Source organism: Okibacterium fritillariae, assembly GCF_052783725.1.
In genome coordinates this window covers 264,825-284,244 of record NZ_CP199917.1, presented here as the reverse complement: position 1 = coordinate 284,244, position 19,420 = coordinate 264,825, and the positions used below count along the sequence as shown (strand labels likewise).

The 19,420-nt window shown below is 68.3% G+C and carries 20 protein-coding genes; 9 read left to right on the top strand and 11 right to left on the bottom strand.

Annotated elements, in window-relative coordinates:
• Positions 1-11: 11 nt before the first annotated feature.
• Positions 12-857: a pentapeptide repeat-containing protein gene (locus ACUWEX_RS01405; protein WP_445996862.1), complete on the bottom strand. Its 846-nt coding sequence runs from the start codon at positions 855-857 to the stop codon at positions 12-14.
• Positions 858-1,083: 226 nt separating this feature from the next.
• Between ACUWEX_RS01405 and ACUWEX_RS01400 the strand changes: the two genes are divergently transcribed.
• Positions 1,084-1,560 (top strand): DUF805 domain-containing protein, encoded by a 477-nt coding sequence (locus tag ACUWEX_RS01400; protein WP_445996861.1) that lies wholly within the window; start codon positions 1,084-1,086, stop codon positions 1,558-1,560.
• Between the two features lie 164 nt (positions 1,561-1,724).
• Here ACUWEX_RS01400 and ACUWEX_RS01395 read toward each other — a convergent pair whose 3' ends face one another.
• Together ACUWEX_RS01395 and ACUWEX_RS01390 are read right to left on the bottom strand one after the other, a co-directional pair.
• Positions 1,725-4,541 (bottom strand): hypothetical protein, encoded by a 2,817-nt coding sequence (locus ACUWEX_RS01395; protein WP_445996860.1) that lies wholly within the window; start codon positions 4,539-4,541, stop codon positions 1,725-1,727.
• The gene (locus tag ACUWEX_RS01390) at positions 4,538-6,307 is read right to left on the bottom strand and encodes a S53 family peptidase (protein WP_445996859.1); all 1,770 of its coding nucleotides are present in this window, start codon (positions 6,305-6,307) and stop codon (positions 4,538-4,540) included. Before ACUWEX_RS01390 ends, ACUWEX_RS01395 begins: the two co-directional genes overlap by 4 nt.
• A gap of 238 nt (positions 6,308-6,545) precedes the next feature.
• Between ACUWEX_RS01390 and ACUWEX_RS01385 the strand changes: the two genes are divergently transcribed.
• The 5 genes from ACUWEX_RS01385 to ACUWEX_RS01365 all read left to right on the top strand — a co-directional run bounded on the left by ACUWEX_RS01385 (position 6,546) and on the right by ACUWEX_RS01365 (position 9,067).
• Positions 6,546-6,701 carry a zinc transporter permease gene (locus ACUWEX_RS01385; RefSeq protein ID WP_079726494.1) on the top strand — a complete coding sequence of 52 codons (156 nt, stop codon included), beginning with the start codon at positions 6,546-6,548 and terminating at the stop codon, positions 6,699-6,701.
• A gap of 89 nt (positions 6,702-6,790) precedes the next feature.
• Positions 6,791-7,087, top strand: coding sequence for an ArsR/SmtB family transcription factor (locus tag ACUWEX_RS01380; RefSeq protein WP_079726493.1), 297 nt, complete (start codon positions 6,791-6,793; stop codon positions 7,085-7,087).
• A gap of 227 nt (positions 7,088-7,314) precedes the next feature.
• On the top strand, positions 7,315-8,274 hold the full coding sequence (locus ACUWEX_RS01375; RefSeq protein WP_445996858.1) for a hypothetical protein: 960 nt from the start codon (positions 7,315-7,317) through the stop codon (positions 8,272-8,274).
• Positions 8,275-8,391: 117 nt separating this feature from the next.
• A complete protein-coding gene (locus tag ACUWEX_RS01370) occupies positions 8,392-8,859 on the top strand; it encodes a hypothetical protein (protein WP_445996857.1) in 468 nt (155 codons plus the stop codon).
• A gap of 1 nt (position 8,860) precedes the next feature.
• Entirely contained in the window at positions 8,861-9,067 is a 207-nt protein-coding gene (locus ACUWEX_RS01365) for a helix-turn-helix transcriptional regulator (RefSeq protein ID WP_077054447.1), read from the top strand.
• 41 nt (positions 9,068-9,108) lie between these two features.
• Here ACUWEX_RS01365 and ACUWEX_RS01360 read toward each other — a convergent pair whose 3' ends face one another.
• The 6 genes from ACUWEX_RS01360 to ACUWEX_RS01335 all read right to left on the bottom strand — a co-directional run bounded on the left by ACUWEX_RS01360 (position 9,109) and on the right by ACUWEX_RS01335 (position 13,879).
• Positions 9,109-9,879, bottom strand: a complete 771-nt coding sequence (locus ACUWEX_RS01360; protein WP_445996856.1) for an ABC transporter permease — start codon at positions 9,877-9,879, stop codon at positions 9,109-9,111.
• A gap of 6 nt (positions 9,880-9,885) precedes the next feature.
• Complete coding sequence (locus ACUWEX_RS01355) at positions 9,886-10,644, bottom strand: hypothetical protein (protein ID WP_445996855.1); 759 nt, start codon at positions 10,642-10,644, stop codon at positions 9,886-9,888.
• A complete protein-coding gene (locus tag ACUWEX_RS01350; protein WP_445996854.1) occupies positions 10,641-11,378 on the bottom strand; it encodes an ABC transporter ATP-binding protein in 738 nt (245 codons plus the stop codon). Before ACUWEX_RS01350 ends, ACUWEX_RS01355 begins: the two co-directional genes overlap by 4 nt.
• Before the next feature lie 63 nt (positions 11,379-11,441).
• Complete coding sequence (locus ACUWEX_RS01345; protein ID WP_143785271.1) at positions 11,442-12,095, bottom strand: response regulator transcription factor; 654 nt, start codon at positions 12,093-12,095, stop codon at positions 11,442-11,444.
• Positions 12,092-13,246: a sensor histidine kinase gene (locus tag ACUWEX_RS01340; RefSeq protein WP_445996853.1), complete on the bottom strand. Its 1,155-nt coding sequence runs from the start codon at positions 13,244-13,246 to the stop codon at positions 12,092-12,094. Before ACUWEX_RS01340 ends, ACUWEX_RS01345 begins: the two co-directional genes overlap by 4 nt.
• A 45-nt stretch (positions 13,247-13,291) precedes the next feature.
• A complete protein-coding gene (locus tag ACUWEX_RS01335) occupies positions 13,292-13,879 on the bottom strand; it encodes a TetR/AcrR family transcriptional regulator (RefSeq protein WP_079726486.1) in 588 nt (195 codons plus the stop codon).
• Between the two features lie 82 nt (positions 13,880-13,961).
• On the opposite strand from ACUWEX_RS01335, the gene ACUWEX_RS01330 reads away from it, so the two are divergent.
• On the top strand, positions 13,962-14,915 hold the full coding sequence (locus ACUWEX_RS01330; protein ID WP_445996852.1) for a CPBP family intramembrane glutamate endopeptidase: 954 nt from the start codon (positions 13,962-13,964) through the stop codon (positions 14,913-14,915).
• Here the strand turns inward: ACUWEX_RS01330 and ACUWEX_RS01325 are convergent.
• Positions 14,878-15,633 carry an alpha/beta fold hydrolase gene (locus ACUWEX_RS01325; RefSeq protein WP_079726484.1) on the bottom strand — a complete coding sequence of 252 codons (756 nt, stop codon included), beginning with the start codon at positions 15,631-15,633 and terminating at the stop codon, positions 14,878-14,880. The two genes, ACUWEX_RS01330 and ACUWEX_RS01325, sit on opposite strands and share 38 nt — an antisense overlap.
• 10 nt (positions 15,634-15,643) lie before the next feature.
• Entirely contained in the window at positions 15,644-16,684 is a 1,041-nt protein-coding gene (locus ACUWEX_RS01320; RefSeq protein WP_445996851.1) for a LacI family DNA-binding transcriptional regulator, read from the bottom strand.
• Between the two features lie 102 nt (positions 16,685-16,786).
• On the opposite strand from ACUWEX_RS01320, the gene ACUWEX_RS01315 reads away from it, so the two are divergent.
• Together ACUWEX_RS01315 and ACUWEX_RS01310 are read left to right on the top strand one after the other, a co-directional pair.
• Positions 16,787-18,130: an MFS transporter gene (locus ACUWEX_RS01315; RefSeq protein WP_445996850.1), complete on the top strand. Its 1,344-nt coding sequence runs from the start codon at positions 16,787-16,789 to the stop codon at positions 18,128-18,130.
• A complete protein-coding gene (locus tag ACUWEX_RS01310; protein WP_445996849.1) occupies positions 18,127-19,419 on the top strand; it encodes an enolase C-terminal domain-like protein in 1,293 nt (430 codons plus the stop codon). The genes ACUWEX_RS01315 and ACUWEX_RS01310 overlap by 4 nt, the downstream gene beginning before the upstream one ends.
• The last annotated feature ends 1 nt before the right edge of the window (position 19,420 follow it).

Sequence of the window (19,420 nt, the reverse complement as noted above, 5' to 3'; positions counted from 1 at the left end):
GGGAGCCCACATCATCCCCAGTGCGACGGGCGATCGACCCAAGCGGGAAGCACGGTCGCGGAGCTGCCGCGCGCCGAGTTGAGCTGGCGTTGGGTGACGAAGAGGGCACCGTCGAGCTGAGCCCCGTCGAGCACCGCGTCGCGCAGGTCGACGCCCAGCAGGTCGGTGCCCGTGAGATCGGTGCCCCGCAGGTCGGCGGCGATGAGCAGGGATCCGCGCAGGTTGGCACCGCGCAGATCTCGCCCCGCGAACCGGGCACCCATCAGGTCGGCGCGTGGGCCCACCTTGCGCGTCACTGCGGAGGGCGTCCACGGCGGCGTGAGCTGGCCTCGCACCTGTTCGCTCACGCGCCCGAGCATCTCGCCGACGCGCGACCGAAGCGGCTCGATATCGCGACTTAGCAGATCGCCGGGCGCGAGGTCGGTCAGGTCACGTGTGCTCGCGAATGCGGCGGCAACCTCGTCGCGCAGAGCCGCGTCGACAGACAGCTCGGATGCTTCGGCGAGGTACCACAGCAACTCGTGCAGGTCACGCACCACCGGAAAGACGGCGAACATCTCGGCGCGCACGGCCGGGTCGTCGCGCCAGCTCACCCCGCCATACATGTCCCGCGAGACTTTCTGGCCGGCGCCCGAACAGTCGAAAACGGTGCACCCGCGAAACCCCGACGGGCGCAGGCGCTCATGGATGCCGCAGGCGAAGTCCGTCTGCAGGTTGGCGCAGGGTTCGCCCGCGGGCTTGTCGAACGCGAAGTCGGCCGAGCGGGCAAACGAGAGGGCGACGCAGCATAAGCCGAAACAGTTTGCGCAATCGGCGGCGAGAAGTGAGCGACGGTCGTCGCGTGAGGGGATGGGCATGACATTCTCCAGGGATCGATCAACGTGGTGGGCCGTGCGGGTTCTCGAGAGAACCCGTTTTCTGGCACAACGGATCGACATCCCTGACGAGTGCGAAAAGAGCAGCGGAGGATGCGGGGCCTAGGACATGCGCGTGATGATCACTGCCGACGATCCTACGGGCCCACGTGACCAGAAACCGTTTCGACGGTTGGCTCATCACGGTGGAAGACGCCAGTATCGAAGCATGAGCCCATCTCGGAGACCTGAGCCCGCCCTCGCATTTCCGTACTACCGTGCGCCCTACTTCGCCGCGATCAAACGCTTCTTCTTGAAGTACGGCGTCTTCCGCGGCCGCGCCAGCCGCAGCGAATACTGGTGGTGGATGCTGACCTCCTGGATCGTCACCGGCATCCTCAACAACGTCGGCAACTTCACCGGGCGCAGCGACGCTGTCGACCCCTTCTTCGAGTCCCTGCCCTTCGGCCTCTCGATCACGGCGCCCAACCCGATCGCCTTCACGTTCTGGGCGCTGACGATCGTTCCGAGCCTGGCACTCCTGTGGCGCCGCATCCACGACACCGACCACAGCGGTGCCTGGTTCTTCATCGGCTTCATCCCGATCCTCGGCTGGGTAGCCCTCTTCGTGCTCACGGTGACGCGCCCGGACCCGGAAGGCGCGCGCTTCGACCCGCCGCGCTCGGCTCGCGTGCCCCGAAACTAGACGAGCGAAGCAGCTGCTTGCGCAACACCGATGCGCGAGCCGGTTGCGCGCGAGCCAGCCCCGAGCATCTCGGGTACTGCCGCGCGGAGGACCTTCGTGTCGCGCGCGTAGAGGAGGGGGACGAGCAATCGCGCTCGTCCCCCTCCTTCTTTATTCGCCTAGCGCTACTTCCTCGAGGCCGGGGTGCCGCGTCGGCGCTTCGCGAGGGCGAGCGCGCCGAAGCCTGCGACGATCAGGCCCGCCGCGGCCCAGCCGATGGCAATGCCGCTCTCGGCACCGGTCGCCGCGAGACCGCGGTTGTTCGTGCCGCTCGTGCCTGCCGGGCTGTTGCCGTCGGGCGTGAGGGCGCCGGGCATGAGGCCGGAACCCGGGGTGCCCGGGTTTGCGGGCGTGACGGGCGTCGACGGGTCGGGGGTCGGCGACGGGTCGGGCACCGGCGCGACCTCGATGGCTGCGGAGGTGATGGCACCCACGCGCACGTCGGCGCCGAGGCCGGCCGTGTCGCTCACGTGCACGCCGATCACGGTGGCCTCGTCGACCGTGAGGATCTGCTCGTTCAAGACAACGCGCACGTTCGAACCCGCGAGGGGCACGACCGTGTTGGGGGCGATGGGACCGGCGGCTATGGTCGTGTCGCCGATGGTTCCTCCGAGCGACGAGACCTCGATCGACGAGGGGGTCGTGACGACCGTCAGGCCCGCCAGGTCGACCGCGATGGTCGTGCCCGGGTAGAGCGAGATCGGTCCCGTCGTCACCTCGGAGCGAGACGCGTCGACACGCGCACTCGGGGCCACGACGCTCACTTGACCGGCGGCCCCGTCCCCGAGCACGAGCGCGTCTGCAACAGCAGCAGCACCAGCGGCCGGAGCCTGAGCATCGGCTTCGGTGCGCTCCACCGACACAGGGGCGGCGGATGCGAGGGGCGTCGCGTCGATGACGCTCGGGCCCGTCGCCTGCACGCCATACGCGTGGCGCGCGGGCAGCTCGGTTCCCCCGTGTCCGGGCGGAGGCGTGGGTTCCGGCGCCGGGTTGGGCGTTGGCTCGGTCGACGCGGGTGTGACCGTGACGATGCCGAGGCGGACATCCGGGTAGGTGCCCGTCAGATCTTCGTAGTGCAGGGCCGTGATCGTGGTGGAACCGTCGGCGTTCTGCACGCGCTCGTTGAGGCGCACGCGCACACGCTCGGTGCCGGCCGCGTCGACGCCCGTGTAGAGGTCGGTCGCGGTATTGATCCAGACGCCGTTGACGAAGACGGCGCTCGACACGTTGTCGAAGGTGACGGTGGAGGAACCATCCGGGGCCACGGCCAGGTTGAGGCCGTAGACGCGCAGGGCGCTCCACACGTATTCGCCGATCGCCGAGGTGTCGGGGACCTGCGTGAACTCGTCGAGCGAGACTGCGGCACCCGTCTTGTCGGCCGTGACCGTGACGTTCTTGGCCCGAGCCGGGAACGACTGGGACGCGGCGACGAGTGCCGACGTGACCGAGCCACCGGCGGCATCCACGCGCGGTTGGCCGTCGATGAGCGCCTCACCCGTCGGCGAGGTCACGAGAACGCCGACGGTGCTCGCGATGCCCACGCCGGTCGACGGCGGAACGACCACCGGGTCTGGCGCCGGAAGCACGACCGAGCCGAGGCGGACGTCGGGGTTGGCGTGCGTCAGGTCCTCGTAGCGCAGGGCCGTGATCGTGGTGGAACCGTCGGTGTTCTGCACACGCTCGTTGAGGTGTACGCGCACGCGTTCGGTGCCGGCCGCGTCGACGCCCGTGTAGAGGTCGGTCGCGGTGTTGATCCAGACGCCGTTGACGAAGACGGCGCTCGAGGGGTTGGCGAACGACACGGATGATGTGCCGTCGGCCTTAACGGCCAGCTCGAGGCCGTAGACGCGCAGGGCGTTCCAGCGGTATTCGCCGAGCTCGGAGCGGTCGGGAACCTGCGTGAATTCGCCGACCGACGCGGTGGCCGAGCCATCCGCCCCTGTCGCGACCGTCACGTCGCGGGCCGTTGCCGGGAAGCCGTCGTCGGCCTGGAGCAGGTCGGCGGTCTCGGTCGCGCCGGCGCGAGTCACGCTCGGCTTGCCGTCGATGAGCTCGGTGCCGTCGGGAGCTGTGACGCGCACGCCGCTCACCTGGGGCGAGGTCGCCACTGGGTCACTCGGGTTGCCGGGCGTCGGGGCCGGTGTGGGCACCGGCGCGGGAGTCGGCGCCGGTGTCGACTCGGGGGTCGGAGTGGCGGCGGGCGCGACCCCGCAGATCACCTGTCCCGCACGAACCCGCCAGATCTCCGACGCGCCCGATTCGCCCTCGACCCGCAGGGCCGTCGTGGTCTGTCGTCCGTCGGCCGCGACCGTCCGCTCGCCCACGATGATGCGCGTGGGGCCATAGATCGAATCCGGGAGCGCGTAGCTGAAGCCCGGGGATGCCAGGGCGGATGCCGTGATGTCGACGCCGTCGACAGTCAGTTTCGAGAAGTCGACCGCCGAGCCACCGCTCGTGTCGCACGTGGCCGACAGCCCCGTGAAGACGACGGGCACGCGGTTGCGCAGCGTGAACTCACCCGAGGCGATCGTGGCGGAGGCTCCGTCGGCGCGCGCCTCGGCCACCAGGCCGCTCGTGCGCGTCGTGTTGAGCTTCAACACGTCACCCGTGCTGTCGGCGGTCTGCCGCACGGTCGCCCCGGACGACCAGGCCGCGAGGGGTTTCTTGGCTTGCAGCGTGCCGCCGTCGATGTCGAAGATCTCGACACCGGATGCCTGAGTCAGGGGTGCGGTGTCGGCGGTCGCCGAGAGGGCGCCCCCGATCACGGCGCCGCCGGCGAGGAACACCGCGAGCGCGCCCGCGACGATTCCGCGAGCGCTCGGTCGCAGCGATCGCGCGCTCGGCCCAGCGCCAGCGCCAGAGCCGGATCCGGATCCGAGGCCGGAACCGGATTGGGGGTGGGTGTGCTGTTGTGGTTCCGGGGAGGGGGTCAGAGTCGTCATTTGAGCTTTCCAAAGTTCTCGATGAAGGAGGAGCCGGTCGGCACGCCCAGGCCCGTCACGTTGTCCCAGCCGCGCGCCGATTGCAGCGACTGCGGTTTGGTGTCCCAGACGAAGATCGTCTCGGGGTAGAGCGCATCCTTCTCGGTGCCGTTCGGCGACCACGTGGCGGCCGAGGCCGGGGTCACGTCGCGCAAAGCATCCGTGCCGGCGAGCTCATAGAGGAAGGGAGTGGCCAGGCCGACTTCGACGCCGGTCTTCGCCTTGGCGAGCGCCACCATCGACGCGACCATGGGTGTCGCGAGGCTCGTGCCACCGTGGCTCACGTATTGCGTGCTCCCGACGTGAGGGCCATAGACCGTGAACCCGGTGTTGGGGTCGGCGAGCGACGCGACATCCGGAAGCAGACGCCCGGTGCCCGTCTGTCCGGGCAGGTCCAGCTGCCAGCTCGGCCGGTCGTAGACGACGGATTCGCCGCCGCCCGATCCGAAGACGAAACCGGGCGGGATGATGGCGCCGTTGCGCGCGAAACGCGTCTGCGTCTCCCAGCCGGCCTCGACCGCGAGCGAGCCGTCCTGGTTCAGGCCCGTGCTCGTGCCACCGACGGCCGTGATGTAGGGGCTCGATGCGGGCGATGTGACCTCGGCCCCACCCGCGTGGTCGCCGAAGTTGCTGTAGTCGCCGTCGTTTCCGGCCGACGAGAAGACCGAGATGTTGCGGGCGGCGGCCTCGACGAGAACGCGGTTCAGCAGGGTGCGGTCGTCGGCCGTGTCGAGCTCTTCGAGGGCTCCGAACGAGAGGGAGATGACATCCGGGTCGCCGTTTTCGACAGCGTCGAGGATGCGGGTGAACATCGACGTGGTGGTGCAATCATCCGACCCCCAGTAGATGACCCGGGCGTCGGGTGCCATGGCGTGAACGGCCTGCACGTCGAGGTGTTGCTCCTCGGTCCACGAGGACGGGCCGCCGCAGCGCGTGGGGTCGGGGTTGGATGGCGAGTGGCTCACGTATTGGCCGGGCGCGAAGGGCTGCTCCCCCTGAGCCGTGAAGTACGTGTTGGTGTTCGCCTCGACGTCGAGGTCGTCGTAGGCGGCGACGATGGCGATGGTCGCGCCGACGCCCGTGACGTCGGCGGGAACCTGCTGCACGGCGCGCAGTTGGGCCGGGGTGTAGCCGCAGAGGGAGTTCGAGCGCTTCTCGATGTCGAGGCCGGCCGGCCACTGGTCGCTCAGCTTCTCGCCCCAGTAGGTGGCGCAGTCGGGGCTGACGACGGGTGCGGCGGCGCGGGGCGACGACAGCGTGGGGCGGAAGGTATCGGCCTGGATGAGGCCGGAGACACCGACGACGGCGGGCAACTCGGTGGGCACCGAGAGCGCGCTGCGCGGTGCGATGGCGTCGGTGCCGCCCACCTCATACGCCTGGAACGAGGTCGCGAAGGCTGCGCTGACGGCATCGACGGTGCCGGTCGCGGGCAGAATGCCGGCCGAGGCGCGGTAGTCGCCCGGCTGCAGTCCGTTTCGCGTGAGCCAGGCGGCGACCTCGGGCACATCGTCGGCGCGCTTCTCGTCGATGATGACGCTGAATCGGATGTCGAGCTCGCGATCGGCGGCCGCCAAGGGCGTTCCGGTCCGATCGTCCGACCAGCTGGGCACAGAACCGGGCAGGGCCACCCGGTTCGGGTCTATCGGGGTGCTGTGGGTGGCGATGACGCCTGTGGAGACCAGAACGGCTCCGAGGGCGAAGATCCCCAAGGGAACGCGTGAGCGCATGAAGTTCCTTGCTAGATGAGGGGCGGGTAAAGGCAGCGGGCGCGTCGGTGCCGCTCGGCTGCGATCGAACTCTATCTGATAATGAGAACGTTTATCGTTAAGCGCCGACGAACAACGTCACCCATGGTCACGAGACAGGTGAACCCGATTACGGTTATCGATTAGATAGATACATTGCAATTCGTTTATGTATCTGTTTTGCTGGTGTCAACGACGTTCACCAACCGAAGGAGCCACCATGGCTGACACCGAAGTCCACGCAGAACACACCCTCGAGCAGCACCAGCACGGCACCGACTGCGGTCACGAGGCCGTCACCCACGGTGAGCACGTCGACTTCCTGCACGACGGCCACAAGCACGCCGAGCACGGCGACCACTACGACGAGCACTGAGCCTCGCCCACCCCGTGACAGACCCCGGTTCGCGCCGGGGTCTTTCTCGTTTCGGCGGGGAACGCATTCGCGATCGCTAATATGAGTGGATGACCGACGACGCCCGCCTCGCCGCCACCGCGGAGCTCTTCAAAGCGCTCTCCTCGGCCTCGCGGCTCGTCATCCTGCGGCACCTGGCCGCCGCTCCGGCATCCGTCACGGCCCTCGTCGAGGCGACCCGCCTCTCGCAGCCGCTCGTCTCCCAACACCTGCGCGTCCTGCGCACCGCCGGGCTCGTCCACGTCGAGCGCTCGGGGCGCGACGCCACCTACTCGGTGGCCGATACGCATGTCGCCCACATCGTCGACGACGCCTTCGACCACGCCTCCGAACCGGCGCGCCACTAGCCTCGCGGGCCGCTGAATCCGCAGCCCGCGCGCGGACGGCGTGGACGGCATCCCGCACAACAGCAACGAGCACACCGAGGGGACCACTCCCCATCGCCCCGGCCCCGCGCATGCCGATAGGGTCGGGCACGGATGTGGTCGATCGTCGAAAGTCGGCGGGAGGACCAGGAGGGGGCGATATGCATACGGCAAGCGGGGCACATGGTTCGAGCGATCCGGGGGTGCGGATGCGTGCGAAGGGCGGCGCGCTAGCAGTGCTCGCACTGGCCGGGGCGATCGCACTGAGCGCCTGCACGACGCCCGAGCCGCAATCGACGCCGAACCCGGTGGAGACCTCGAGCTCCGCACTGCGGGAGCAACTCCTGAAGGTCGACGGCCTCTCCGACCCGAGCCAGTCACTCGGCTACCCCGATTACACGCTGGAATTCGCCATCGAGGACCCCGACCGCGCCGAGGAGGCGACCCTCGAGGCGCTCGACCTGTTCTACGCGTCGGGTGTTCCCGAGGCCGTCACGCAAGACGTCGCCGACACCTACGACGCCCCGGCCCGCTTCCAGCTCAGCATCATCGAGGCCGGCTCAAAGGGCGGGGGGCCACACCTCGACCTGCCGATGCCCCTGGACGCCGACACACAGGCCCTTGCCGACGCTGTCGCCACCTGGAGCCGAATGGGCCAGATCGAGGGCGTCGAGCTGCAGACGAGCAGCTTCGATGCCGGCGCTTTCGAGATGACCTATGCGGTCGACTTCGAGGGCCTGCTCGCCGGGGTGCGGCCGACGTCGGTCACACCGCAGCTGCACCAGATCCTCGCCGACAGCGGCTACGACCCCGCGGCATCCACGATCAGAGGGATCATCACCGCCCCCGAGGCGGTCAACACGGTCGGCGGCAAGGAAAAGTATGTGCAGGGCACCCGCTTCGCCCGCATCTTCCTCACCCTCAAGCCCGCGGCCGGCCCGAACTACGGCTCGGTGCTCTATTTCATCCCCGACGACACCATCGTCGATATCTACGTGCTGCCCCAGCTGGCGCCCGACGGCACGCTCCTCCCCCTCGACCTGACCGCCGAGACGGCGCGCACCGCCGGCCAGACGATCCAGACCGACAATCTCAACGACGCCTGGAAGCTGAGGGACATCATCGTGTTCACCCAAGACGGCATGCAGACCTTCCCCGCCGGCGCCTGAGCTGCGCAGGCCGGGGCCGGGCGGCACCGCCCCCCCTATCGGGCATTGATGCACACCCAGCACCCATGTACAGTGAACTTGACACGTAAAGCGAACTGTACATCGAGGAGTTACGACATGAGCGAAAACACCGAGCGCACAAAATGGGGCCGCACGAAGTTTGGGTCGGGTCGACGACCGGCAATGGCAATCGCACTACCGTGCGGGCTCCTCGTGGGCATCGCCATGGGGGTTGTCGGCGCGATGAGCGGCCTGACCGGGCCCGCACCATGGCTGGGCGCCGCGGTGTTCGCGCTGTGCTTGGCCGTGCCCGTCGTCTTGCTGGTGTGGGCGATCATCGTCGACCGGTCCACATTGCAGGGGGCGGCGAAGGATCCCGAGGAGTCGATCGAATCCCGCTGGTACACGCAGGCAGCAGCTGGCGCCCAGACGGATGTCATTCTTGCGGCGTCCCTCGGAGCTTTCGTTCTCACGTTGATGCCGGGGAGCGGCCAGATCGATGCCCGCTTGGTGCTGCTCGGGGTGATCGCCGCCTCATTCCTCAGCTTCTCCCTCCGCTACCAGCTGCTCCGCCGGAAGGCCTGAGGTGCGCAACATCATCGCTGACACACGCAGGTCCCGAGAGTGGTCACAGCAGCGACTCGCCGATGAGCTCGGCGTCTCGCGTCAGACGATCATCTCCATCGAGCGCGGGAAGTTCGACCCATCCCTCCCCCTCGCTTTTCGCCTGTCCGCGGTTTTCGAGCGGCCAATCGAGGAACTGTTCTTCCCCGAGGCGCCTGATCCCGCGTAATAGTCGACCACCAGCCTCCACGGCTCACGAGCTCGATACCGCTAAGACGCGATGTCGCGCCTGCGGAATGTGAACCACGCCGCCCCGCCCAGGAGAGCGGCCCAGCCCGCCATCACCGAAGCGCCCGCGACCGGCTCGAGCAGCCCGACGCCCGGGTAGCGGGTGAGGAGTTGGATCCCGGCGAGGTCGGGAAGGTACCTCACCGCCGGGAAAAACCCCAGCAGGGATAGGGTCAGGCCGAGCACCGACGGGACGAGCACGACGAGGGTGGCGACGACGGTGCGGGTGAGCACGGTGATCGATGCGGCGATCACCGCGATGAGCAGGTAGTTGAGGGCGACACCGAGCAGATTCCAGCCCATACCGGGCGTGAACTGGTCGATCCTCAGGCCGCGCTCTCCGAGGGCAGCGTGCTTGAGCAGCACGGCCGCTGTCGTGGCGACCAGCCCGATCAGAATGGCGAGGGCCGCGATCACGATGAGCTTCGCGGCAAGCACACGACCGCGGCGAGGGGTGGCGAGAGCGGTGGTGCGCAGTTGACCGTCTACGTACTCCGTGCCGGCGATGAGCGCGGCGAGCAGGATGACGAGAGGCTGCCCGAATCCCGCGGTTTCGAACCCGTGGGTCTCACGCGGAAACGCTGCCGAGGAGGGTGCAGACGGGTCGAACGCGAGCCCCGCAGCGAGAGCTAAGGCCGGCGGTGCCACGAGCGCGGCGAGAAGGGTTACTTGAATACCGCGCAGCGTGAACGCCTTGGTCAATTCCGCGCGGATCGAGTGCGCCAGGTGGGGCTGAGGGATCGGGGGGATCATCGAGCTTCACGGATCCCGACGGTTGAAGACGATCCCCGCGATCACGAGCAGGACGAGTGCCCAGGCGGCCTGCACGAGTCCGCCGGCCAGGGGGGCGAGAAGGCCGGCAGCGGGATCGCTGTAAAGCGCAGCCCCGGCAGCGATAGGGAGGTACCTCGCGCCATCCCAGAATCCGGTGACGAAATCACCGACGCCGACCACGAGTGGCGTGATGAGGATGAGGGGCAGGATCGCGCTCCGGGCGAGGCTGCCGAGAGCGAAGGCGATAAGGGCCGTGAAGGTCCAGGCAAGCGCAACGCCACCGATATTCGCCCAGATAGCGGGTGTCAGCTCCAGCGGATCGACCCCCGTGGAGCCTGCGGCGTGAGTGATGACGACGGAGCCGGCCATGGTCAGAAATCCGACCCCCGCGACCGTGGTCGCGAGGAGCAGGACTTTCACGAAGAACACCCGCGGTCGCTGAGGCGTAGCCAGCAGCGTGACCCGGATCTGCTGGCCCGCCCCGTATTCGCTGCCGGCCGACAGGGCCGCGAGGGCGACGACGAGAACGTAGCCGAAACCGGCCATCTCGAAGCCCTGATACTCCAGCGGGATGGGCTCTGCGGCGAACAACCGCGGATCGTCGGGCGCGATGCCGACGGCCGAGGCGGCGTTGGTCCAGGCCATCACCCACGTCCCAAGGATCGCGACCAGAGCGAGAATCAACGCCGGTCGAGACGTGACCGACTTGGTCAGCTCCGAACGAACGAGTGCGATGCCGGTCACCGTGTCCCGCCATCCGGACCGGTGGAGCGGAAATCGGCGCCCTCGTCGGTGAGGGCAAAGAAGGCGTCCTCGAGCGTGCGATGGCTGCCTGTGACGTCGGCCGCAGCGCCGGAGGCGACGACCCTGCCGCGGGCGATGACCACGAAATCATCCGCCGTGTCTTCCATCTCGGTCATGAGATGGCTGGAGACGAGCACCACTTTGCCCTCATCGGCGAGGGAACGCAGCAGTCGGCGCGTCCACCGGATGCCGTCGGGGTCGAGACCGTTCGTCGGTTCATCGAGCACGAGCACCCGCGGGTCGCCCAGCAGCGCGGCCGCAATGCCCAGACGTTGGCCCATGCCGAGGGAGAAACCGCCGATGCGTCGGCGCGCAGCATCCCTCAGACCGGTGTACTCCAGCACCTCGTCGACTCGCCGCTCGGGGATCGCGTTCGACTGGGCCACCCAGGTCAGATGGGCGCGCGCGGTGCGGCCAGCGTGGGCGCCCGGGCCGCCGAGCATCGCGCCGACGCTCAGCAGCGGGCGAGACAGCGAGCGATACGGGCTGCCGTCGATAGTTGCGACGCCCGAGGTCGCCCGGTCGAGGCCGAGCAGGATGCGGAGGGTGGAACTCTTGCCCGCGCCATTCGGGCCGAGCAACCCCGTCACCCGGCCGGGCAGAGCGGTAAAACTGACATCGTCGACGACCGTGCGGTGGCCGTGACGTTTGACGAGATGGCTGACTTCGATCATCCCATCACTCAAGCAAGCGCGACGGCATCCGTCAGTCTGCGAGAGTCGACAACATCGGCACGATCAGCCGTGCGGGTCGGTGCCGACGAGTCCGCTCTCATACGCGGCGACCACCAGTTGCGCCCGGTCGCGGGCATGAAGTTTCGTCAGGATGCGGCTCACATAGGTGCGGACAGTCGTTGAGGTCACGAACAGTGCGGTCGCGATCTCGGCATTCGACAGCCCTCGCCCGATCAGCACGAGCGTTTCGCGTTCCCGGGCGGTGAGGTGCTCGACCCGCGCATCTCCTCCCCTCGGAGCGAAACGCGCAATCAGCCGCCGGGTCACCTCGGGGGCGAGCAGGGCGTTGCCCTCATGCGCGACGCGGATGGCGCGCAGAATCTCGCCCGGCGGGCTGTTCTTCAGCAGAAAACCGGAGGCGCCCGCGCGCAGGGCCTCGTACACGTAATCGTCCCAATCGAACGTCGTCAGGACGAGGACCCGCGGGCCGTCAGCGCGTTCGCAGAGCAGGCGGGTCGCTTCGAGCCCATTCATCTGCGGCATCTGAACATCCATCAGCACGACATCCGGACTGTGTGCGCTCGAGAGCCGAACCACTTCGTCGCCGTCACCCGCCACCGCGACGACCGACATCTCCGGCTCGTCCTCGACGAGAACGCTCAAGGATGCTCGAATGTCGGGCTCGTCGTCAGCGATCAACACCCGGATGCTGGTCACGACGCGCCGCCTACCGGTGCGCCGATGAGCGGCAGGGATGCCGTGACGGTGAAACCGAGCGCGCCGGCAGTGACATCGAGCACACCGCCGACGAGCGCGACCCTCTCGCGCATGCCGGTCAAACCATGCCCCTCGCGAACACCCGTCGCCGCGCCGCGCCCATCGTCTCGAACCTCGATGCCAACGCAGTCGGAGGATGCTCGCACCGAGATGACCAACGATGAGGCCGTGGCATGACGGAGCGCATTGGTCACGGCCTCCTGCGTGACCCGGTGCACGGTGACGCGCACGGGGGCGGGAAGCTCATCGATCGCGCCGAAGAGATCGAGACGGGTTCGAAGCCCCGCGCGCTCTGCGTGCTCGACGGTGTCGGCAAGAAGGGTTGTCAGCTGTGCCGAGGGTGGTGTCAGACCTTCGGGCGCGTCGGAGCTGCCGGCGCGCTCGCGGTGCAGGAGTGTTTTCAGCTCGGCCAGTGACTCCCGTGCGCCTTGCTCGATGTCCCGTAAGGCGACACGCAGGTCGGCTTCGTCGAGCGAGGTCACGTGCGCGGCAACACCGGCACGCACCCCGATGGTGCCGAGAGAATGGGAGAGCACGTCGTGCACGTCGCGCGCGAGACGGAAGCGCTCCTCCGCTCGAGATCGAGCAGCCGCCTCGACCCGCGCTTGGCGTGTGCGCACCCCCAGGACCCAGGATGCCGAGAGCACCACCGCGCTCAGCAGCAGCCCGCGAAACCTCTCCTCGACGCCCTCGGCGCTGAGCCCTGCGGACGAGATGAGCAGAACTGCCACACCCGCAACCATCCACCAGGGGAACCGGCGGGAACCGCGCTGTTCCGCGAGCGCGAAAACGGTGAAGCCCGTCAGCGCGAAAGGATCGGCGGTCAGGCCAAGCAGCACGGCAACGCCGGTGGCGGTGCCCGTGACGGCGACGGCGAGCACTGGCCAGCGGCCACTCGCCACGAGGCCCGCCACAGCAAGCGCCGCGAGCGCCAGTTGAACCCAACGTCCCTCCCCGTCCGTGGGCGCCACGGTGATCCACAACCCGGCGACGACCGCGACCCCGAACGCGAATCTCAGCACCGGTGCTCGCCACGCGCGCGGCTGCCGAGCGGCACGACCCGACGCGGCACCATGCGTTCTCCTCGTCATGCCCAGCGCCGTCTCCATGCACCCATCGTAGGAGCGCGGCCGATGTCAGCCGCGAACGTCGGCGTTGAGGTGGGCGTCGAGAATGCGCTCCGTGCGTTTGCGAGCCGAGGGGCTGTCGTCGATGAGCAGGTGGAGTGCCAGCCCGTCGACGAGCGCGTGGAGCGCGGCGGCCGAGTCGTCCAACTCCCCCTCGGGTCCATTCGTGCCCAGGCGTTGGAGGAAGTGACGGCACGCCCGTCGCAGCTTCTCGGCCGATTCATCGCGAACCTCGCGGATCGCCTCCACGTGCGCCTCGGCGAACAGCGCGACGTTGACCTCCATCTCGGCACGACGGCCCGGGTCGAGCGGAAGGAACTCGAGCAGGGCGGCCCGCACTCGACCGCGGTCGCCGGCATCAGCTTCGGCCATGATCGCTGTCACGCGCGCAGTCACCCGGATGTTGACGAGCTGCATCGCATAGACGAGAAGGTCGACCTTCGAGGGGAAAACATGCCGGAGGGACCCGGTCGACAGGCCGGCTTCGGCAGCCACGGTTCGGATCGAGACGCCCGTGATGCCGTCGCGCATGATTACGCGCCAGGTGGCGTCGGCGAGGTCGTCCCGGCGTTCCGCATGGTCGATGAGCTTCGGCATTCGGTGAGAGTAACACGCGCGTGCTAGCTTGTTGGCAACACGTTCGTGTTATCAAACATTCCGTCAACCGCGAGGACGCCGTATGGAACCCGCCACCCAGAGTCGCCTCACCGATCGCCGCCGAGGAGCTCGACCAGCCATCCGCCTGCTCGTGTCAGCCCTGTTGGGCTGGGTGTGCCTCGGTGTCGCTCTCGGCCTCGCGACCGGAATCACGAGAGCGCTCCAGCAGCATCTCGACCTGGATGCCCTGCCGGTTGCGCTCATCCAAGCCGTCATCATGGCGGCTCTCGCCATCTCGTCGATCGTCATGCTGCGTCGATACCTGGACAAACGATCACTCGGCGAGCTCGGCGTCGACCGACGTGCCGCGGCGCCTCTCGCGCTCGGGCTCGCCGTGGGCGCGGCGACGGGCATCGTCATCTGGGGATCAGCGGTCGCCCTCGGGTGGATCCGCATCGACAGCGTCGACGTCCCCACGTTCGCCACCTTCCTCGTGATCAACGGAGCCGTTCTCGCCCTGTACGAAGCACTCCCCGAAGAGCTGGCCCTTCGAGGGCACGTCTGGACCAACCTCAAGGACGGTTTCGGTGTCGCCGCCGCGACCATCGGCACGACCGCCCTGTTCCCCTTCCTCGGTGTCATCGTCGGGCCAGTAGCCTGGCTGACCGTTACCGCACTCGGAGCAGAGCCTGCCACCATCAGAATTTTTCCGGCAGGCAACGACCCGATCGTTTACATCATCCAGCTCACGCTCTTCGGGCTGGCCCTGGTCGCCGCACGCCGCATTCCGATTCGCGGAGCCCTGTTCATCGCCGTCGCTTTTCACTGGACCCAGCTGACCGTGACCCGCACCCTCCTCGGCGGCACGGGTTGGGCCGACTCCGGGTGGCGCATCGACTGGGTCGAACCGGATGCCATCGCTCTCGTGCTCGTTCACATCATCGTCGCGGGCGCACTCTTCACCACCATCCGGTGGGCCCTGACCCGCTCGCGGAAATCTACCGCGGCGCCGGCCCCTCTGCCAACCAGGCGGTGATGCGTTCGGCAAACCACTCAGGTCGCTGCAGAGGGATGCCATGGCCGCATCCACTGACTATCTCGAGGGTGCTCCTCGGCACAGCCGCATGGATGGCCTCGGCCGAATCACGCATCAAGCGGCGCTCCGTGCTGCCGACCATCACGAGGGCTGAGCCGGCGAATGACGCCCAGCCCGATGGCACGCGGAACGCGATGTTGTCCCCGACCGCCGCGAGCAGCGTCGGCACCGTGATTGCCGCGCTCGTCGCGATGTAGTCCTCCATCAGCCGGGGCGGGATGAAGAGTTCCTTCGCCTGCAGTTGTGCGAACCAGCGCTGGCGGGCCAGAGGAGCGGTGAGTTTCAGCGCCCGCAGAGTGAGGGCCGAGAAGGGCAACGGTTTGGCCTGGGCACTGACCGCGGCCACGCGTCGCACGAGGCCCGGCCACTCCGATGCGGCTCGGATGCCGAGCTGAGCGCCGAGCGAGAAACCGACGATCGAGAGGGGCCGGCGGGCAGCGATTGGTCCCACGTCGCGGCGCAGGAGCTCGAGCGTCCGCGTGTGTGACACGTACGGTTCATCCGCCGATCGGCCGTGCCCGGGAAGGTCAGGGACGACGACCCGGTGCGTTGTCTCGAGTCGCGCGCGGAGGTCATCCCACATCCAGCCGGCAACGCCCCCGCCGTGCAGCAGGAGAACCGGATCGGCGTCGGGCGGCCCGGACTCGGAGACATACATGCCGCGCCGCTCAGCTCGTCGCTCTTGAGGTTGTGGATGAGGTCGCCCCGGCAGGTTCCTCCGCGAGGGTGAGCGGCCACACCTCTTCGGCGGGGCTCGCGGGGGCACCCGACGCGGCTTCGATGACGAGCTGGCCGAGGCGCGTGCCGAGCGCGTGCAGGTCGAGGTGGAATGTCGAGAGGTGGGGCTGCAGCATCGAGCAGACGGGGTTGTCGCGAAAACCGATGACCGCGAGCTCTGAGCCGATGGCCACGCGAGCCCGCTCGAGCTCCGGATAGAGGCCGAGCGCCAGCGTCTCTTGCAGCAGCATCAACCCGTCGGGCCGCTCACCCTGCCCCGCCAGCAACCGCGAGGCCAGCTCAGTGCCGCCAGCCGCCGAGTCTCGCACGCGGATGACGGTCGATTCGGCCAGCCCGGCGGCGCGCACGGCGTCGTGCCACGCCTCAATGAAGATATTGGTGCCGGTGATGTCGCGGTCGTCGCTGGCCAGCGCGAGATGCCGCCGCCCCTCACCCGCGAGCCGCTCGACCGTCTGGCGCGCCACACCCGCGAAGTCGAGGTCGATCGCCGGATGGTCGCGGCGCTCGGTGCGCCCCAACGTCACGAAGGGCACGGCCGCGTTCTGCAGATAGTCGACGCGCGCATCGATCCAGCTCGTGTTCGTCAGCACGTAGGCGTCGGCGATCGAGCGCTCGACCATGCCGCGCACCTGTCGCAGGCCGTCGCCATCCGACCGCGTGGGCACCATCACGACATCCAGGCCGCTGTCGTTCAGGATGTCTTGCAGCCCGCCCACGAGCGAGAAGTAGAAGGTCTCACCGAGCGAGGTTCGAGCCGTATCGACGGGAACGAACAGGGCGACCGAACCCGTGGATCCGCGCCGCAGTGCACGACCCGCCTGGTTCGGGCGATAGCCGAGACGAGATGCGGCCTCGCGCACGCGCGCAACGGTCTGCGGGCTGGCCTCTGGATGCCCGCTCATGGCCCGCGAAACGGTCGAGATCGAGAGCCCGAGCGCCTCGGCGACATCGCGTATGCCGACCTGCGCCATGTGGACTCCTTTCGAGGTCATCCAAGAATGCCATACGCGGGGCTCGACTTAACGGAAACGTTTCCGGTAGCGTGTCGGCAAGCAACGTCCAAAGGAGGACACGTGGCCATTACGACCCCCACTCAAGAAAAAGCGGTCATCCGCAAACTCGCCTGGCGCGTCATGCCGCTGCTCGTGGCCGGTTATTTCATCGCCATCATCGACCGCGCCAACATCGGCGTCGCGGCCCTCACGATGAACGCCGACCTGGGCATCACACCCGCCATCTTCGGCCTGGCCGCCGGTGTCTTCTTCATCCCCTACGTGCTGCTCGAAATCCCGTCCAACCTGGCACTCGCCCGCTTCAGCGCGCGCGTCTGGCTCGCCCGCATCATGGTCACCTGGGGCATCTTCTCGGCGCTGCACGCCATCGTCTGGGATGGCACGAGCTTCCTCGTCATGCGCGCGTTCCTCGGTGCCGCCGAGGCCGGTTTCTTCCCGGGCGTCATCTTCCTGCTGACGCAGTGGTTCCCACGCGAATACCGCGGGCGCATGATGGCCATCTTCACCATGGGCATCCCCATCGCCCTCGTCATCGGCACGCCCCTCTCGGGCCTGCTGCTGCACATGGACGGCATCCTGGGCCTGCGCGGCTGGCAGTGGCTGTTCATCATCGAGGGCCTGCCCGCCGTCGTCATCGCGTTCATGCTCTTCTTCATGCTGCCCAAGAGCCTCGAAACGGCGAAGTTCCTCAACGACTCCGAACGCAGCTGGCTCACCACCACCCTCGAGCGTGAGCGCGCCGAAGCCCCCGGCGAAAAGAAGCACCAGAGCATTCTTCGGATGCTGCTGAACCCCCGCATCCTCGTCTTCGCCCTGGCCTACTACGGCCTCACCAACCTCAACGGCGCCATCAGCACGTTCCTGCCCCAGATTCTCGGACCGCTCGGCCTCGACAACACGGGCACCACGTTCGTCGCCGCCGTGCCTTACGCCTTCGGCCTGCTCGGCATGATCCTGCTCGGCCGTTACGCCGACCGGGCCAAGCGTCGATCGGATGCCGTCTACCTCGCGCTCGGCATCGCGGTCGTCGGGCTCGTGGGTGCCGCCTTGGCCCCCACCCCGATCATCCAGTTCGTGGCCCTGTGCATCGCCGCGATCGGCGTCTTCGGCGTGCTGCCCGCCTACTGGGGCGTGCCGACCGCGCTGCTCGGTGGCGCCGCCGCGGCCGGAAGCATCGCGTTCATCAACGCCTTCGGCAACATCTCGAGTGTCGTCAACCCGGCCGTCATCGGCGCCATCAAGGAGTCGACCGGAACCTTCCAGGGCGGCCTGCTGTGGCTGGCGCTCATGGGCGTGCTCGCGGCCGTCGCCCTCACGTTCGCCATCCGCCTCGCGGCGAAGCAGGCCGGCGGCATCGCCCAGGCCAGCGGAACCGCGTTCCGCCCCTCGAAGGAGCTCCGATGACCGAATACACCGAGACGCCCACCGACGCACCTGTTACCGTCGACCCTGCCGTTACCGCGGGAACCGGCGCATCCGCCCTTTCCGGGGCCTCTCCCGACACCGCGATCGCGTCCGTCCGCATCCTGAGCCTCGCGGGAACGCTGCCGACCGAGGGCGACCTCTGGGAGGACTGGCTGGTGCGCCCGGCCCACATCTACCCCGAGATCCGCGACGCGCACTACGCCGAGGGCGGCGAGCAGGGCCCCGACGGGTTCGCGGTGCAGACGTACTTCGTCGAGATCACGACGCGCGCCGGGGTGGTCGGCCGCGGCGGCCCCATCACGGCGGGCATCGCGCAGATCATCGCCTCCGACCTGCGCCCGCTCCTCGTCGGCGCCGACGGCATCGCGGGCGAGAAGCTGTGGGATGTCATGCACCGCACGCAGGTGCACGGCCGCCAGGGCCAGACGATGCTCGCCATCTCGGCCGTCGACGCCGCCCTGTGGGACCTGCGCGGAAAGTGGATGGATCAGCCCGTCTACCGACTGCTGGGCGGGCCCACGCGGACATCCATCCCGGCCTACGCCTCGATGCTGGGCTTCTCGGTGAGCGACCCCGACCTGGTCGCCGCGCGCGCCACCGCCTATCGCGACGCCGGTTACGTGGCCCAGAAGTGGTTCTTCGCCAACGGCCCGTCGAGCGGCTACGAGGGGATGCGCGCCAACGTGCAACTGGTCCGCACGCTGCGCGAGGCCGTCGGACCCGACTACGACCTCATGTTCGACTGCTGGCAGTCCTTCGACCCGACCTACACGGCCGAGCTGGCCCGCCGCATCACGCCCTACCAGCCGCGGTGGCTCGAAGAACCGCTCATGCCCGACCGCATCGACGGGTATGCACGGCTGCGCGATCGGCTCGACATCCCCATCGCCGGCGGTGAGCACGAGTACACGCGGTGGGGCTTCCACCGATTCCTGGATGCCGGAGCGGTCGACGTTCTGCAGCCCGACATCTACTGGTGCGGAGGCCTGAGCGAGACGCTCAAGATCGCTGCGGCCGCGAGCGCGCACGACGTCATGGTCATCCCGCACGGGCATTCGGCCGCCGCCACATTGCACTTCTCGCTGGCGCAGTCGCCGTCATCCACGCCCATGCAGGAAGACCTGATCAAGTGGAACGCTGTGCACCAGCTGTTCCTGCGCAACCCCGTCACACCCGTGCGCGGGCTGCTGACGCCGAACGTCGAACCCGGCATCGGCATGGAACTCGACCTGTCTCGCGCGACGGCGCAGGCCTACGTCATGGAGTGAC